This window comes from Limnobacter sp., assembly GCF_036846585.1.
GTDB lineage: Bacteria > Pseudomonadota > Gammaproteobacteria > Burkholderiales > Burkholderiaceae_B > Limnobacter.
This window is the reverse complement of record NZ_DAIUBR010000013.1, coordinates 22,825-39,718: the sequence shown is the minus strand read 5'-3', so window position 1 is coordinate 39,718 and position 16,894 is coordinate 22,825. Positions and strand designations below refer to the sequence as shown.

The window sequence follows — 16,894 nt, the reverse complement described above, 5'->3', positions numbered from 1 at the left end:
AAAAACCGGTTTGGGGCGCCACGCGCCTTCATGGGTTCGGCAGCAAGGCCTGCCGGCAAGCCGCACAAAGGCGTGTATCTGTTGCCGAACATGTTTACCACGGCTGCCTTGTTCAGTGGTTTTTACGGCATCGTGATGGCCATGGGGCAGCAGTTCACTGCCGCCGCAGTGGCTATTTTCGCCGCGCTGGTGCTGGACAGCCTGGATGGCCGCGTGGCCCGCATGACCAATACCCAAAGCGCTTTTGGCGCGGAATATGACAGCCTGGCGGACATGGTGTCTTTTGGTGCTGCGCCGGCCTTGATCATTTACGAATGGTCGCTCAGTGGCATGGGCAAATTGGGCTGGGTTGCAGCATTTGTTTATTTGGCAGGTGCCGCGCTGCGCTTGGCGCGATTCAATACCAATGCAGCGGTGGTTGACAAGGCCTGGTTTCAGGGCTTGCCAAGCCCGGCGGCGGCGGCGTTGGTCACCGGTTTTGTGTGGGTGATGGACGATGCCAAAATGGCGGGTGCAGAACTTGACTGGCTGGCGTGGGGCATTACCTTTTATGCGGGTATTACCATGGTGTCAAATGTGCCGTTTTTCAGTGGCAAAGACTTCCATTTCCGCCGCAGTGTTCCTTTCCTTGTGCTGGCCTTAATCCCGCTGGTGTTCGCGCTGGTTTCTCAAGATCCGCCCAAGGTGTTGTTCGGCGTGTTCGTGCTGTATGGGCTTTCCGGCTATGTTGTGTATGTTGTGCGGAAGGTGAAAGGGCAGGGCTTGAAGGGATTGGATATCGAGCGTGATGAGCATTTCTGATTGTGATTTGATGCACGTTTCAATCTGAATTTCCGCGCATGCATGACCTTGCCTGGAACGGTGCTTCGCTAGTCGCCGCAATACCGCTTTCCCCCAGCATTGTTGTATCCTTGAGGGATACTCAGGAGAACACCATGTCAGACCGCCTCATCATATTCGACACCACCCTGCGCGACGGTGAACAAAGCCCTGGCGCGTCGATGACCCGTGAAGAAAAAATCCGCATTGCCAAGCAGCTCGAGAAGCTGAAAGTTGATGTGATTGAGGCTGGTTTTGCCGCCTCCAGCAACGGCGATTTCGAGGCCATCAAGTCAATCGCCTCGGTCATCAAAGACTCCACCGTGTGTTCACTGGCCCGTGCGAACGACAAAGACATCATGCGCGCAGGCGACGCCCTTGCGCCCGCTGAACGTCGCCGCATTCACACCTTTATTGCAACTTCACCCTTGCACATGGAAGTGAAGCTGCGCATGACGCCTGACCAGGTTTTGGAGCAGGCCGTAAAAGCCGTGAAGCTTGCCTTGCAATACACCGACGACGTGGAGTTCTCAGCCGAGGATGGCTACCGCTCTGAATTGCCGTTCCTGGCCAAGGTGTGTGAAGCGGTCATCAAGGCAGGCGCCAAAACAATCAACATCCCCGACACCGTGGGCTACGCCGTGCCTTCCCTGTATGGGGGAATTCATGCGTGATCTGCGCACACTGACGCCCAACAGCGACAAAGCGGTGTGGTCTGTACATTGCCACAACGACCTGGGCATGGCAGTGGCCAATTCCCTGGCAGGCGTGGCCATTGGCGGCGCGCGGCAGGTGGAGTGCACCATCAACGGTTTGGGCGAGCGTGCTGGCAACTGCTCACTGGAAGAAATCGTGATGGCTGTCAAAACCCGCCGTGATTTCTTTGATCTGGATGTGGGCATTGACACCACGCAAATTGTGTCGGCCAGCCGGCTGGTCAGCAACATCACCGGTTTCGTGGTTCAGCCGAACAAGGCGATTGTGGGTGCGAATGCGTTTGCGCATGCGTCCGGCATTCACCAGGATGGGGTCCTGAAGGCCCGTCAAACCTACGAAATCATGACTGCAGAGGACGTGGGCTGGTCTGCCAACAAAATTGTGCTGGGTAAACTTTCAGGTCGCAACGCCTTCAAGCAGCGCCTTGAGGCTTTGGGCATTGAAATGGAAAGTGAGCAGGCCTTGAACGACACATTCCAGCGTTTCAAGGATCTGGCCGACCGAAAAGCCGAGATTTTCGATGAAGACATTCATGCGCTGGTTTCCGGTGATGGTGCTGGTGGGGAATCCGAGTTTTATCGCTACGTCTCGCTTGTTCAGCACTCCGAAACTGGCGAGCGTCCCAAGGCACGCGTGGTGTTTTCCATGGATGGCCGCGAAGTGATGTCTCAAAGCGAGGGCAACGGCCCGGTGGACGCCACAGTCAAGGCTATTGAGGCCGAGGTACAAAGTGGCGCAGAGCTGCTGCTGTTTTCGGTCAACGGCATTACGTCGGGCACCACCGAATCGCAAGGCGAGGTCACCATGCGGCTGCAAAAGGGTGGGCGAATCGTGAACGGCGTGGGTGCAGATCCCGACATTGTGGTGGCCTCGGCCAAGGCCTACCTGTCTGCTTTGAATAAATTGCAGTCAAAACACGAAAAATTGAACCCACAGGTTTGATTTTTACTGGATTTCCCCTACAATAGCGGGTTCAGGCGACCACCTTTTTAAAAGGGTGGTCTTTTTACACGGAACTGCGGTCACAAAATTCGGCTGCAAGTTCGCGCAAGTGGAGTTTTAATATGTCAGAAATCAATAAAGCGGCAATTCTTGCCGAATATCAACGCGCCAAGGGCGACACAGGCTCTCCCGAGGTTCAAGTGGCATTGTTGACAGCCCGAATCAACTCGTTGACCGATCACTTCAAGGCCAACGCCAAAGACCATCACTCACGCCGCGGTTTGCTGCGCATGGTGTCTCGTCGTCGTAAGCTGCTTGATTACCTCAAGCGCAAAAACGCAGATGCCTACCGCAACCTGATCAGCAGCTTGGGTCTACGCAAGTAATTGGTCGCTGCTACAAGCCGTTGATTTGACTCAAATGCCTGCAACCCCGGTTGTGGGCATTTGTGTTTTAAAACTGACGGGCTCTCGCATCCGGGTATTGTCCCGGCGAGGTTACTAAAAGGAAAAGACAAAGTGTTTGAAATTCATAAAGAAACGTTCCAGTATGGTCAGCACACAGTGACCCTGGAAACAGGTGAAGTAGCCCGTCAAGCTGGTGGAGCTGTTGTTGTAACGGTGGATGACACCGTTGTTCTTGCCACCGTGGTGGCTGCCAAGTCGGCCAAGCCTGGCCAAGACTTCTTTCCGTTGACTGTTGATTACGTAGAAAAATTCTATGCCGCCGGTCGTATTCCCGGTGGTTTCTTCAAGCGTGAAGGCAAGGGCACCGAACAGGAAACCCTGAACGCACGCCTGATCGATCGCCCATTGCGCCCCATGTTCCCTGAAGGCTTCTTCAATGAAGTGCAGGTTGTGCTTACCGTTATGTCGATCAACCCCGAAGTCAACCCAGACATCCCCGCCATGCTGGGCGCGTCTGCTGCATTGTCTATCGCAGGCATTCCTTTCAATGGCCCAGTGGGTGGTGCACGTGTTGGTTACATCAACGATCAGTACGTGTTGAACCCCACAGCCACGCAGTTGAAAGACAGCAAAATGGACCTGATCGTTGCCGGCACTGAAGCTGCTGTGCTGATGGTTGAATCCGAAGCCCATGAATTGTCTGAAGAAATCATGTTGGGCGGCATCATGTTCGGACACGAGCAAATGCAAGCCGCGATTAACGCCATTCACGCGCTGACCGCCAAAGCGGGCAAGCCCGAATGGGACTGGAAAGCTGCACCTGCCAACGAGCCTTTGGTGGCTGCTGTAACAGAACTGGCTGGCGAGAAGCTGGCCGCTGCCTACAAAATGACGGAAAAGCAGGCCCGTAGCCAACGTCTGAAAGAAATTTCAGCCGAAGTGGCCGCAGAATTGCCTTCAAAGTTGACCGAAGAGCAGCGTGCTGGCATTACCAATGCCGACGTAAGCGACATCATGTTCGGTCTGGAAGCGAAAATTGTTCGCGGCCAGATTTTGAACGGCGAGCCACGTATTGACGGTCGCGACACCCGCACCGTACGCCCAATTACTGTTCGCACTGGCGTATTGCCCCGTGCACACGGTTCAGCCTTGTTCACACGCGGCGAAACACAGGCTTTGGTGGTCACCACCCTGGGTACTGGTCGTGACGAACAAATGATTGACGCTGTGGCTGGTGAATACCGCGACCGCTTCATGTTCCACTACAACATGCCCCCGTACGCCACTGGCGAATGTGGTCGCATGGGTGCGCCAAAGCGCCGTGAAATTGGTCATGGCCGTTTGGCCCGTCGCGCAGTGGAAATGATGCTGCCCGCACCAGAAGATTTCCAGTACACCATGCGTGTGGTGTCTGAAATCACTGAATCCAATGGTTCAAGCTCCATGGCTTCAGTATGCGGTGGCGCATTGTCGTTGATGGACGCGGGTGTTCCCCTGAAGCAGCTGGTGGCCGGTATTGCCATGGGTTTGATCAAGGAAGAGAACAAGTTCGCCGTGTTGACCGACATTCTGGGTGACGAAGATCACCTGGGCGACATGGATTTCAAGGTGGCTGGTACTGAAAACGGTGTGACTGCTCTGCAGATGGACATCAAGATTCAGGGCATCACCAAAGAAATCATGCAGGTTGCGTTGGCGCAGGCCCGTGAAGGCCGCATGCATATTCTGGGCATCATGAAAGAAGCAACGGGTGGTAGCGTGGGCGAATTGTCCGCATACGCCCCCCGCATGATCACCATGAAAATCAACCCTGAAAAGATTCGTGATGTGATTGGCAAGGGCGGTGCAACTATTCGCGGCATCACCGAGCAAACCGGCGCAAGCATCGACATCAAGGAAGATGGTTCTATTACCATCGCCTCTGTTGACGGTGATGCTGGCGAGCGCGCCAAGAAACTGATCGAAGACATCACTGCTGAAGTTGAGGTTGGTGCGGTTTATGAAGGCACCGTGTTGAAGTTGCTCGATTTCGGCGCAATCGTTAGCGTGCTGCCAGGTAAAGATGGTTTGTTGCACATCTCCCAGATTGCCAACGAGCGCGTGAACACCGTGGGCGATTTCCTGAAGGAAGGCCAGGTTGTGAAGGTCAAAGTGCTGGAGGCTGATGAAAAAGGTCGTCTGCGTTTGTCCATGAAAGCCTTGTTGACTCCTGAAGCGCCTGCTGAGCAAGCGTCTGAAGGTTCCAGCGAGGGCTGATGAGCAAGGCAACGGCCACGCAACCGCCTGTCAGCATGAGGGCGGTGCGTGTGAAGGCGCCGGGTGGTGTGGATCAGCTTGAGCTGATTGAACTGCCTGTGCCTTCACCCAAGCCGGGCGAGGTGCTTGTTCAGGTCAGGGCGGCCGGGGTAAATCGCCCCGATGTGCTGCAACGCTTGGGCTTGTACCCGCCACCCCCCGATGCCAATCCAGATTTGGGTTTGGAAGTGTCGGGTGTGGTTGTGGCTGTGGGGCAGGGTGTTTCTGAAAGCATGTTGAATAAACCCGTCATGGCTTTGTGCAATGGCGGTGGTTATGCGGAATATGCATGCGTGCCTGCCGGGCAATGCATGCAAATACCGGAAGGTTTGAGTTTCACCGAGGCGGCAAGTCTGCCCGAGGTGTACATGACCGTGTGGCAAAACCTTTTTATCAAAGGCGGTGCCAAAGCAGGTCAAACGGTATTAATCCATGGGGGCAGCAGTGGCATTGGCACTGCTGCCATCCAGTTGTGCAAAAAACATGGATTGCGCACTTTCGTTACGGTGGGCAGTCAGGAAAAAGCAGACTTTTGTACTGGTTTGGGTGCCCAAAAGGCCTACCTGTACAAATCCCAGGACTGGGAACAGCTTGTGTTGGAAGACACGCAGCAGCAGGGTGTCGATTTGATTCTCGACATGGTGGCTGGCGATTACCTGAACAAAGATTTAAGTTGTGCCAAGCCGCAGGGTATGGTGATTGTTATCGCCTTGTTGGGCGGTCGTTTTGCCAATATTGATGCGGCAAAACTGATGACCAAACAGGTGGTGCTGACCGGCACTACGTTACGGCCACGTTCGCTGGAATTCAAGGCAGAATTGGCGCGGCAGGTTGATCAGCAATTGAAAGAAGGATTTTCTGCTGGGGCGTTGAAATCGTTGGTGCAGGCCACTTTTACGCTTGAAGAAGTTGCCAGGGCGCACGCGCTGATGGAGTCGGGCGACTCACAGGGGAAAATTGTGTTGAAAGTCAAGAATCAAGGATAAGCATGAGCGAGACAACCGAACAAAAGCCAAGAAAGAAATTGGTGGCAGGCAACTGGAAAATGAATGGTAGCTTCGATTCCAACGAAGCGCTGATTCTCGGTTTCCTGGCTGAAGTGGACGACCAGGTCGACGTGTCTGTGTTTTGTCCGTTTCCGTACCTGACCCAAGTGGCCAAGCTGCTGGAAGATCAAGGCGTTGCATATGGCGCGCAAGATGTATCTGCCAAGGCCAGCGGAGCCTACACGGGCGAGGTGTCGGTCAGCATGCTCAACGAATTTGGTGTGACGCAGGTATTGGTGGGGCATTCCGAGCGTCGTCAGTATCATGCTGAAAGCAGTGTGGCCGTGGCTGAGAAGGCTGTGGTCGCCATGGCTGGTGGAATTACGCCCATCGTGTGTGTGGGCGAAACCCTGGCCGAGCGCCAGGCTGGGCTGGTTGAAGCCGTCATTGCTTCCCAGCTTGACCCTGTCATCGAGCGTTGTTCGAAGTTTGTTGGAAACGGTGCATGGAACCTTGTGATTGCCTACGAGCCCGTGTGGGCGATTGGTACCGGCGTGACAGCCAGCCCCGAACAGGCGCAGGAAGTGCACGCCATGATTCGGGCGCGATTGAATGCAATGTTGGGAAGTGAAGTTGCCCAAAGCACACGAATTTTGTACGGTGGAAGTGTGAAGCCGGGCAACGCAAGTGAAATTTTTGCAAAAGTTGACATCGATGGGGGCCTAATTGGAGGTGCCGCTTTGTCTTCCGATGAATTCTCTGGAATAATACGCGCCGCGAGAGGTTAAATAATTTATGAGCATTTTCAATACATTTTTGGTCGTCATGCAGATCATCTCTGCAATCGCCGTCATTGTTCTGGTTTTGTTGCAGCATGGCAAAGGCGCAGACATGGGCGCAGCCTTTGGTAGTGGCTCTTCTGGCAGCCTGTTTGGTGCCACCGGATCGGCGAATTTCTTGAGCCGGGCCACGGGCTTTTGTGCTACAATTTTCCTGCTTTGCACACTGGGTTTGGCCTTTTACTCAAGGGCTGGCGTTGAAGCGGAATCTGGCGGTGTAATGGAGTCGATTGAGGCTTCTCCAGTGGAGGGAACGGCAACCCCTGCTGAGAACAAGCCGTCTGAACCAAAAACACCGGTGCAGGATATTCCAAAATAATAACTTCGCCGACGTGGTGGAATTGGTAGACACGCTATCTTGAGGGGGTAGTGGCCACAGGCTGTACGAGTTCGAGTCTCGTCGTCGGCACCAGGATTTAAATCAAAGCCGGTCTAGTACGCAACGACCGGCTTTTTTTCGGGCTTATCGAAGGCCATTAGGGTTTACACGGGAGTCACAGTGAATTTAGAGTCTTATTTTCCAGTGTTGTTGTTTATCCTTGTGGGGATCAGTGTTGGCGGTGGCGCCATGCTGGTTGGTCGTATCCTCGCCCCCCATCGTCCGGACGGGCAAAAGCTCTCCCCCTACGAGTGTGGTTTTGAGGCGTTTGAAGACGCCCGCATGAAGTTCGATGTGCGCTACTACCTCGTTGCCATCCTGTTTATTTTGTTCGATCTGGAAATCGCGTTCCTGTTCCCTTGGGCTGTGGCCTATCGGGAAATTGGTCCTGTTGGTTTCTGGGCCATGATGATTTTCCTGGGTGTTCTGGTGGTGGGTTTCATTTACGAATGGACCCGCGGTGCGCTGGATTGGGAATAAGCGGTCTGATGATCGCACCACTTTCGTGAAGGTTGTAAGCAATGGGTATTGACGGCGTTTTAAACGAAGGTTTTATCACCACCACGGCTGATAAATTGATTAATTGGGGTCGCACCGGCTCGCTATGGCCGATGACCTTTGGCTTGGCATGCTGCGCGGTTGAAATGATGCATGCGGGTGCAAGTCGCTACGACCTGGACCGCTTTGGCATTATTTTTCGCCCAAGCCCGCGCCAATCCGACCTCATGATTGTGGCCGGTACACTTTGCAACAAAATGGCACCTGCCTTGCGCAAGGTTTATGACCAAATGGCCGAGCCCCGCTGGGTGCTGTCCATGGGTTCGTGCGCCAACGGCGGTGGTTATTACCACTACTCTTATTCAGTGGTTCGTGGCTGTGATCGCATTGTTCCCGTCGACATCTACGTGCCAGGTTGCCCACCCACCGCGGAAGCGCTCATGTATGGTCTGCTGCAGTTGCAGAACAAGATCAAAACCACTTCCACCATTGCTCGTTAAGGGGTTCTTTCAATGTCTCAGAACCATGAGCAACTTTGCGCAGCATTGGCAGCCGCTTTGGGTGACCGCATTGTTGAATGCAAAGTTGCTTTCAACGAAATCAATCTGACTGTGAAAGCCGATTCATATTTTGAATCGTGCACCATTCTTCGCGACAATGTAAACCTGCAGTTCGAGCAATTGATCGACCTGTGTGGCCTGGACCGCAGCGAATACGGCAACGAATTGAATGAATCCCAGCGTTTCTGGGTGGTGTGCCAGTTGTTGTCTGTGTCGAAAAACCAGCGTGTGCGCCTGAAGGTGTGCTGCCCTGATGATGATTTGCCCACCGTGGCCTCCATCATTGATGTGTGGTCCTCAGCAAACTGGTACGAACGCGAAGCCTTCGACTTGTACGGCATTGTGTTTGAAGGGCACCCCGACTTGCGCCGTATTTTGACCGACTATGGCTTTGTGGGTCACCCGTTCCGCAAAGATTTTCCGCTGTCTGGCCACGTTGAAATGCGCTACGACCCTGAACTGGGCCGTGTGGTGTACCAGCCGGTCACCATCGAGCCGCGTGAAATTACACCCCGCATCATTCGCGAACCTCAATACGGTGGAGCGAAATAATCATGGCTGAAATTAAAAACTACACACTGAACTTTGGCCCCCAGCACCCGGCAGCGCACGGCGTGTTGCGTCTTGTGCTTGAACTGGATGGCGAAGTGGTGCAACGTGCCGACCCGCACATTGGTTTGCTGCACCGTGGTACCGAAAAGCTGGCTGAGCACAAAACGTTTATTCAATCGCTGCCTTACATGGACCGCCTCGATTACGTGTCCATGATGTGTAACGAGCATGCCTATTGCATGGCCATTGAAAAGTTGTTGAACATTGAAGTGCCTGTTCGCGCGCAGTACATTCGCGTGATGTTTGACGAAATCACCCGCATTTTGAACCACCTGCTGTGGTTGGGTGCGCATGGCCTGGATGTGGGTGCAATGGCGGTGTTTTTGTATGCCTTCCGCGAACGCGAAGACCTGATGGATTGCTACGAAGCCGTTTCAGGTGCACGTTTGCATGCCGCTTATTACCGCCCGGGTGGCGTGTACCGCGACCTGCCAGACCACATGCCCCAGTACAAGCCTTCCAAGGTGCGTTCTGCCAAGAAAGTGGATCAGTTGAACAAGAACCGCCAAGGTTCTGTACTCGATTTCATCGACGACTTCACCAAGCGTTTTCCAAACTACGTGGATGAATACGAAACCTTGCTGACCGACAACCGGATCTGGAAACAGCGTTTGGTGGGTGTGGGTGTGGTTACGCCTGAACGTGCCTTGTCCATGGGCTTTACCGGCCCCATGTTGCGTGGTTCCGGCATTGCCTGGGACCTGCGCAAGAAGCAGCCGTATGAAGTGTATGATCGCCTGGATTTCGACATTCCAGTGGGAAAGAACGGCGACTGCTACGACCGCTATTTGGTGCGTGTTGAAGAAATGCGCCAGTCGAACAAAATCATCAAGCAATGTGTGCAATGGTTGCGCGCCAACCCCGGCCCCGTGATGAGCGACAACCACAAGGTAACGCCGCCCAAGCGCGTGGACATGAAAACCAATATGGAAGAACTGATTCACCACTTCAAGCTGTTCACCGAAGGCATGCATGTGCCTGAAGGCGAATCGTATGCGGCGGTAGAACACCCCAAGGGCGAGTTCGGCATTTACCTGGTGGCCGATGGCGCGAACAAGCCATACCGCCTGAAGATTCGTGCGCCTGGTTTTGCGCACCTGCAAGGATTGGACGAAATGTCGCGCGGCCACATGCTGGCCGACGTGGTCACCATCATTGGTACCCAAGACATTGTGTTCGGTGAAATTGATCGCTAAGGATTGAATTGAATCATGAAGTTGAGCGAAAACGCCTGTCGCCTGATCGACAAAGAACTGACCAAGTACCCTGCTGACCAGAAAATTTCTGCAGTCATGGCTGGCTTGCGCATTGTGCAGGTTGAATTGGGCTGGCTGCCCACCGACGCAATCGAGGCTGTGGCTGAGTACCTTGGAATTCCGCCAATCGCTGCCTATGAAGTGGCCACGTTCTACAACATGTACGACACCAGGAAAGTGGGCAACTCGAAGATTGTTGTGTGCACCAACCTGCCTTGCGCCTTGTCGGGCGGCACTGACGCGGCGGAATACTTGAAAAAGAAGCTGGGTATTGATTACAACGAAACCACCAAAGACGGCCTGTTCACCCTGAAAGAGGGCGAGTGCATGGGCGCCTGCGGCGATTCCCCAGTGATGTTGGTAAACAACCACCGCATGTGCAGTTTCATGAGCAACGAGAAAATCGATGCGCTGGTAGAGGAGTTGAAGTCATGACTTGTTTGCACGGACGACACATTAACCCGGTGATTCTGGCCGGTCTCGATGGCAGCAACTGGGACCTGAAAGGTTACGAAGCACGTGGTGGTTACAAGGCCCTGCGCAAAATCCTGACTGAGGGTATTTCTCAAGAGGATGTGATTGCCGAGGTGAAAAAATCGGCTTTGCGCGGTCGCGGGGGTGCGGGCTTCCCAACCGGCTTGAAGTGGAGCTTCATGCCCCGCCAGTTTCCCGGTCAGAAGTATTTGGCATGTAATTCCGATGAAGGCGAGCCAGGTACATTCAAAGACCGCGACATTCTGCGCTACAACCCGCATTCCGTGATCGAAGGCATGGCCATTGCCGCCTACGCCATGGGCATTACTGTGGGTTACAACTACATTCACGGCGAAATTTGGGAAACCTATGAACGCTTTGAAGAAGCGCTGGAGCAGGCTCGTGCAGCGGGGTATCTGGGCGACAATATCATGGGCTCAAACTTCAGTTTCCAGTTGCATGCGCACCAGGGTTATGGCGCGTACATTTGCGGTGAAGAAACTGCATTGATTGAGTCGATTGAAGGCAAGAAAGGCCAGCCCCGTTTCAAGCCGCCATTTCCGGCTTCTTACGGCATTTACGGCAAGCCCACCACCATCAACAACACCGAAACATTTGCAGCGGTGCCGTTCATTATTCAAAACGGTGGCGATTGGTTCCTGGAACTGGGCAAGCCCAACAACGGCGGTACGAAAATTTTCTCGATTTCTGGCGACGTGGAAAAACCCGGCAACTATGAAATTCCCTTGGGCACTCCGTTTGCAACCCTGCTTGAAATGGCAGGTGGCATGAAGGGTGGCCGCAAAATCAAGGCCGTAATTCCAGGCGGTTCATCCATGCCTGTATTGCCCGGCGATGTGATGATGGCCACCGACATGGACTACGATTCCATTGCCAAGGCCGGTTCCATGCTGGGTTCAGGCGCGGTCATTGTGATGGATGAAACACGTTGCATGGTGAAAAGCCTGTTGCGCCTGTCTTACTTCTACTACGAAGAAAGCTGTGGCCAGTGCACGCCTTGCCGTGAAGGCACAGGCTGGTTGTATCGAATCATCAACCGCATTGAACACGGTGAAGGCCGTCCTGAAGATCTGGACATGCTGAACTCGATTGCAGACAACATTCAGGGCCGCACCATTTGCGCACTGGGTGACGCTGCGGCCATGCCGGTTCGCGCCTTCCTGAAACATTTCCATGAAGAATTTGAGCATCACATTACACACAAGTCGTGCATTGTGCCGGCTTACGTTTGATTCCCTGCGGGTAGATACAAATGGTTGAACTAGAGATTGATGGTGTAAAAGTTGAAGTGGCCGAGGGCAGCATGCTCATGGACGCCGCCGAAAAAGCGGGCAGCTATGTGCCGCACTTTTGCTATCACAAGAAGTTGTCGATTGCGGCGAACTGCCGCATGTGCCTGGTGGACGTAGAAAAAGCCCCCAAGCCTTTGCCTGCGTGCGCTACACCCGTGTCGCCCGGCATGATTGTTCGCACCAAGAGTGAAAAGGCCGTGAACGCGCAAAAAAGCGTGATGGAATTTTTGCTGATCAACCACCCACTCGATTGCCCGATTTGCGATCAGGGTGGTGAATGCCAATTGCAAGACATCGCCGTGGGTTACGGTGGTGTGTCCTCGCGCTATCAGGAAGAAAAGCGCGTGGTGTTTTTCAAAGACATCGGCCCACTGGTTTCCGCACAGGAAATGACCCGTTGCATTCACTGCACACGTTGCGTGCGCTTTGGCCAGGAAGTGGCTGGCGTGATGGAACTGGGCATGGCCAACCGTGGCGAGCATTCCGAAATTCTGAGTTTCGTGGGCAATTCAGTGGACTCTGAATTGTCTGGCAACATGATTGACTTGTGCCCTGTGGGCGCACTCACATCCAAGCCTTTCCGTTACAACGCCCGCACCTGGGAAATGGCACGCCGCAAGTCAATTTCGGCGCACGACAGCCTGGGCTCCAACGTGGTGGTGCAGGTGAAGGCCGACAAAGTGATGCGCATTGTTCCGCAGGAAAATGAAGGCGTGAACGAGTGCTGGATTTCCGATCGTGACCGCTTCAGCTACGAAGGTTTGCAGGCCGCCGATCGCCTGACCGAACCCATGATCAAGAAGAATGGTCAGTGGGTGACCACCGATTGGCAAACTGCCTTGAATGTGGCATTTGAAGGTTTGAAAAAAGCCCGCCGTGAATCGACTGACCTGAACAGCATTGCCATGCTGGTTTCACCGAACAGCACCTTCGAGGAAATGGCACTGGCCAAAGGCTTGATGACTGCCATCGGTTCAACAAGTATTGATGCCGGCTTGCGCCAAAGCGCGAACCTGAATTTGACTGGCGCCACGCCTTGGTTGGGTGCCTCTGTTCAGCAACTGGCCGATGCAGAATCGATTGTTGTGGTGGGCACCGACCCCCGCAATGACCAGCCTTTGCTGACCCAGCGCATTCGTCAGGCTGCGAAGCAGGGCGCCCGTGTCGTGTTGGTAAACGCAGGTGGTCTTGACCCCTTGATGCCAAAAGCGGTGTGGCTGAAAGCCGCACCTTCCAAGTGGGCAGACACTTTGGGCCATGACGCGGTGGCCAATGCGCTGAGTGCACCTGAAGGCAGCAAATTTGTGTTGATTGGCCAGCAGGTGCTGATGAGCCCGTTTGCAGGCCAGGTTGTGGCCAAAGCTGCAGAATTGGCCAAGTCGACAGGTGCAACATTTGGCTTCCTGGGCGACGGCGCCAACTGGGTGGGTTCATTCGTGGCTGGCGTTCAAGCCAGCGCCCATGGGGGCAAGAATGCACAAGCCATGCTGCAAGGCAAGGTCAAGGCTGCTATTGTGTTTGGTGCTGAACCCGACCTGGACAGCGTGCAAGGCCAGAAAATTGTGCGCGGTCTGATCGACGCAGAATTCGTGGTGCAGGCCAGTGCCTTTGTGGGCAATGCCAAGCAGTATGCCGATGTGCTCTTGCCAATCGCGCCAAGCACTGAGACGTCCGGTACCTTCATCAACATCGCGGGCACTGCGCAAACATTCAAGGCGGCTGTTCGCCCCTTGGGTGAAACCCGCCCGGGCTGGAAAGTGCTGCGTGTACTGGGTAACCTGTTGGGTCTGGATGGCTTCGAATTCAACAGTTCCGAAGAAGTGTTGAAAGCGTTTATGCCCGCTGATTTGGCAGCAACGTTGAACAACTCGGTTTCCGAACAAACCGTTGCAGGCGTGGCCTTGAATGGCAAACTGGAACTGGCTGCTTTTGCACCCATTTACGACACGGATTCACTGGTTCGCCGTGCCGATTCACTGCGCAAAACCAAGGCGGCCAAACCTGCCTTGGCGCAAATCGGTGTGCAAACGGCCGAAGTGCTGGGATTGAAATCAGGCGATCAAATTCAATTGACAGACTCCGAGGGCGGCACCTTGCAAGCCGCAGTACTTGTGAACAAAACCATTGCCGAAAACGCCGTGTTGGTTCCAATGGGCCGCACTGAAACCCAAAGTCTGCGTACCGTATTTGGCGGTGCCACTGTTGAAGCAGTTGTGGCCAGTGAGGTGCAGGCATGACTTCACCGGTTGAAATGATCACCACCTTGGGTGCTGACTTGCTGGGGCCTGCCTGGGTGCCAGTGTGGACTTTGGTCAAGATTTTGTGCATTACCTTGCCGCTGTTGGGCCTGGTTGCCTATCTTACTTATTGGGAACGCAAGATGATTGGTCGCATGCACATTCGCATGGGTCCAAGTTACGTGGGCCCCATGGGTTTGCTGCAGCCGATTGCTGATGCGGTCAAGATGATGTTCAAGGAAATCATCATTCCGATGAACGCCAACAAAGGTTTGTTCATCATTGCGCCGATCATGACCATCATGCCCGCCCTGGCGGCATGGGCTGTTATTCCATTCGGCCCTGAAACCGTGCTGGCCGATGTGAATGCGGGTTTGTTGTACCTGATGGCCATTACGTCGCTTGAAGTGTACGGTGTGATCATTGCGGGTTGGGCATCGAATTCCAAGTATGCGTTTCTGGCTGCCATGCGCGCTTCGGCTCAAATGGTGTCCTATGAATTGGCCATTGGTTTTGTGCTGGTCACCGTGTTGTTGGTGGCAGGCAGCCTGAACATGACCGACATTGTGATGACGCAAACCACTGGCCAGTTTGCCGACATGGGCTTGAACTTCCTGTCCTGGAACTGGTTGCCGTTGTTGCCGTTGCTGGTGATCTACATGATCTCCGCAGTGGCTGAAACCAACCGCCACCCGTTTGACGTGGTGGAAGGCGAATCTGAAATTGTGGCTGGCCACATGGTTGAATATTCCGGCATGACCTTTGCCGTGTTCTTCCTTGCTGAATACGCCAACATGATTTTGCTGTCCTGCCTGGCTGCAATCATGTTCTTCGGTGGTTGGGACGCACCGGTTGCATTCCTCAGCTTCATACCGGGCTGGATCTGGCTGGGTTTGAAAACCTTCCTGCTGGTGTCCATGTTCATCTGGTTCCGTGCGTCATTCCCGCGTTATCGCTATGACCAAATCATGCGTCTGGGCTGGAAGGTATTCATTCCGCTGACACTGGTTTGGCTGGTGGTGGTTGCTGCCTGGATGCAAACTCCCTGGAACATCTGGAATTAATTGAGAGCGAACCATGTTTCAAGTTGTTAAAGAGTTTTTGAACAGTTTGTTGTTGCGCGAAATGCTCAAGGGCATGGCGTTGACCATGAGCTACATGTTCACTCAGCCTATTACCGTGTTGTACCCCATGGAAAAAACGCCGATGTCGCCGCGTTTTCGTGGATTGCATGCACTGCGCCGCTACGAAAACGGCGAGGAACGCTGCATCGCCTGCAAGCTGTGTGAAGCAGTGTGCCCGGCCTTGGCCATTACGATCGAGTCCGAGCAACGCGAGGACGGCACCCGCCGCACCACTCGTTACGACATTGATTTGACCAAGTGTATTTTCTGCGGCTTCTGTGAAGAATCGTGCCCTGTTGATTCAATTGTTGAAACCCACATTCACGAATACCACGGCGAGAAGCGTGGTGATTTGTACTTCACCAAGGAAATGCTGCTGGCTGTGGGCGACCGTTATGAGGCTGAAATTGCAGCCAGCCGCGAAGCCGATGCGGCCTACCGTTAAACCGATACAAAACTTAGAAGACTTGATGCAATGGATGCAATAACCGGTTTCTTTTATGTGTTCGCCGCCATTTTGGTGTTCGCAGCGTTGCGCGTGATCACCGCCAGCAATGCTGTGCATGCTGCCCTGTACCTGGTGCTTTCTTTCTTTTCTGCCGCAGCCTTGTGGATGCTGCTGGAAGCAGAGTTCCTGGCCATTTCACTGGTGCTGGTGTACGTGGGCGCGGTGATGGTGTTGTTCCTCTTCGTCGTGATGATGGTGGACGTGAACATGGACAAGGTTCGTGCGGGTTTCTGGAAGAACCTGCCCGTGGCCGCGATTGTCGGTTCGCTGATTGCTTTCCAAATGTCGGTGGTGTTGCTGCGCGGCTTTTGGGACCCCAATCTGGAAACGCCCGAGCAGGCCGCCAACAACACGCAGGCACTGGGTAAGTTGCTGTATACCGAGTATTTGTATCCGTTTGAAGTGGCGGCCCTGATTTTGCTGGTCGCAATGGTTGCGGCAATTGCATTGACCCTGCGCAAGCGCAAGGACACGAAAGGCCAGGTGCCTTCAGACCAGGTTCGCGTGAAGTCAACTGACCGCGTGAAGCTGGTCAGCATGCCTGCAGAGCTGGACCGCAAACAAACCAAGAGCGACTCCAACAGCGGTCGCCAGGCCTAACCGGGAATAAACAACAATGATTTCACTGTCTCATTACCTCGTGCTGGGCGCGATTTTGTTCTCGATCAGCGTGATCGGAATTTTCTTGAACCGCAAGAACCTGATCGTGATCCTGATGGCCATTGAACTGATGCTGCTGGCCGTGAACATGAACTTCGTCGCGTTTTCACACTTCCTGGGCGACTTGTCCGGGCAGTTGTTCGTTTTCTTCATTCTCACAGTGGCCGCTGCCGAGTCTGCAATTGGTTTGGCAATTTTGGTGGTCCTTTTCCGTAACATGAATTCAATCAATGTCGAAGACCTCGACCAACTGAAGGGGTAAGCGCGA

The 16,894-nt window shown here is 54.0% G+C and carries 17 protein-coding genes, 1 tRNA gene and 1 pseudogene; all 19 read left to right on the top strand.

Annotated features, from left to right (window positions below; genetic code table 11):
* Nucleotides 1–30 precede the first annotated feature (30 nt).
* The 19 genes and pseudogenes from pssA (at nt 31) to nuoK (ending at nt 16,888) form a co-directional block, all read left to right on the top strand.
* Nucleotides 31–801, top strand: a complete 771-nt coding sequence (pssA, locus tag V7028_RS07920) for a CDP-diacylglycerol--serine O-phosphatidyltransferase (protein WP_334119576.1) — start codon at nt 31–33, stop codon at nt 799–801.
* A 134-nt stretch (nt 802–935) separates the two neighbouring features.
* Nucleotides 936–2,478 (top strand): annotated as a pseudogene (locus V7028_RS07915) (2-isopropylmalate synthase).
* 122 nt (nt 2,479–2,600) lie between these two features.
* On the top strand, nt 2,601–2,864 hold the full coding sequence (gene rpsO, locus V7028_RS07910) for a 30S ribosomal protein S15 (RefSeq protein WP_008251166.1): 264 nt from the start codon (nt 2,601–2,603) through the stop codon (nt 2,862–2,864).
* Nucleotides 2,865–2,996: 132 nt separating this feature from the next.
* Nucleotides 2,997–5,141, top strand: a complete 2,145-nt coding sequence (gene pnp, locus V7028_RS07905; protein WP_334119542.1) for a polyribonucleotide nucleotidyltransferase — start codon at nt 2,997–2,999, stop codon at nt 5,139–5,141.
* A complete protein-coding gene (locus V7028_RS07900; protein WP_334119541.1) occupies nt 5,141–6,166 on the top strand; it encodes an NAD(P)H-quinone oxidoreductase in 1,026 nt (341 codons plus the stop codon). Before pnp ends, V7028_RS07900 begins: the two co-directional genes overlap by 1 nt.
* 2 nt (nt 6,167–6,168) lie before the next feature.
* Nucleotides 6,169–6,954 carry a triose-phosphate isomerase gene (gene tpiA / locus V7028_RS07895; RefSeq protein WP_334119540.1) on the top strand — a complete coding sequence of 262 codons (786 nt, stop codon included), beginning with the start codon at nt 6,169–6,171 and terminating at the stop codon, nt 6,952–6,954.
* A 7-nt stretch (nt 6,955–6,961) separates the two neighbouring features.
* The gene (gene secG, locus V7028_RS07890) at nt 6,962–7,324 is read left to right on the top strand and encodes a preprotein translocase subunit SecG (RefSeq protein WP_334119539.1); all 363 of its coding nucleotides are present in this window, start codon (nt 6,962–6,964) and stop codon (nt 7,322–7,324) included.
* 7 nt (nt 7,325–7,331) lie between these two features.
* A tRNA-Leu gene (locus V7028_RS07885) sits at nt 7,332–7,417 on the top strand.
* 87 nt (nt 7,418–7,504) lie between these two features.
* Nucleotides 7,505–7,864, top strand: coding sequence for an NADH-quinone oxidoreductase subunit A (locus V7028_RS07880; RefSeq protein ID WP_334119538.1), 360 nt, complete (start codon nt 7,505–7,507; stop codon nt 7,862–7,864).
* A gap of 41 nt (nt 7,865–7,905) precedes the next feature.
* On the top strand, nt 7,906–8,382 hold the full coding sequence (locus V7028_RS07875) for a NuoB/complex I 20 kDa subunit family protein (RefSeq protein ID WP_305561850.1): 477 nt from the start codon (nt 7,906–7,908) through the stop codon (nt 8,380–8,382).
* Nucleotides 8,383–8,394: 12 nt separating this feature from the next.
* On the top strand, nt 8,395–8,994 hold the full coding sequence (locus tag V7028_RS07870) for an NADH-quinone oxidoreductase subunit C (RefSeq protein ID WP_334119537.1): 600 nt from the start codon (nt 8,395–8,397) through the stop codon (nt 8,992–8,994).
* 2 nt (nt 8,995–8,996) lie between these two features.
* The gene (locus V7028_RS07865; RefSeq protein ID WP_334119536.1) at nt 8,997–10,250 is read left to right on the top strand and encodes an NADH-quinone oxidoreductase subunit D; all 1,254 of its coding nucleotides are present in this window, start codon (nt 8,997–8,999) and stop codon (nt 10,248–10,250) included.
* Between the two features lie 15 nt (nt 10,251–10,265).
* Nucleotides 10,266–10,745 carry an NADH-quinone oxidoreductase subunit NuoE gene (nuoE, locus tag V7028_RS07860; RefSeq protein ID WP_334119535.1) on the top strand — a complete coding sequence of 160 codons (480 nt, stop codon included), beginning with the start codon at nt 10,266–10,268 and terminating at the stop codon, nt 10,743–10,745.
* Complete coding sequence (gene nuoF / locus V7028_RS07855; RefSeq protein WP_334119534.1) at nt 10,742–12,037, top strand: NADH-quinone oxidoreductase subunit NuoF; 1,296 nt, start codon at nt 10,742–10,744, stop codon at nt 12,035–12,037. Before nuoE ends, nuoF begins: the two co-directional genes overlap by 4 nt.
* 20 nt (nt 12,038–12,057) lie before the next feature.
* Entirely contained in the window at nt 12,058–14,334 is a 2,277-nt protein-coding gene (nuoG, locus tag V7028_RS07850; RefSeq protein ID WP_334119533.1) for an NADH-quinone oxidoreductase subunit NuoG, read from the top strand.
* A 14-nt stretch (nt 14,335–14,348) separates the two neighbouring features.
* Nucleotides 14,349–15,398, top strand: a complete 1,050-nt coding sequence (gene nuoH / locus V7028_RS07845) for an NADH-quinone oxidoreductase subunit NuoH (RefSeq protein ID WP_334119575.1) — start codon at nt 14,349–14,351, stop codon at nt 15,396–15,398.
* A 13-nt stretch (nt 15,399–15,411) separates the two neighbouring features.
* Complete coding sequence (gene nuoI / locus V7028_RS07840; protein ID WP_334119532.1) at nt 15,412–15,903, top strand: NADH-quinone oxidoreductase subunit NuoI; 492 nt, start codon at nt 15,412–15,414, stop codon at nt 15,901–15,903.
* A 30-nt stretch (nt 15,904–15,933) separates the two neighbouring features.
* Entirely contained in the window at nt 15,934–16,566 is a 633-nt protein-coding gene (locus V7028_RS07835; protein ID WP_334119531.1) for an NADH-quinone oxidoreductase subunit J, read from the top strand.
* 16 nt (nt 16,567–16,582) lie between these two features.
* Entirely contained in the window at nt 16,583–16,888 is a 306-nt protein-coding gene (gene nuoK, locus V7028_RS07830; RefSeq protein ID WP_008251215.1) for an NADH-quinone oxidoreductase subunit NuoK, read from the top strand.
* The last annotated feature ends 6 nt before the right edge of the window (nt 16,889–16,894 follow it).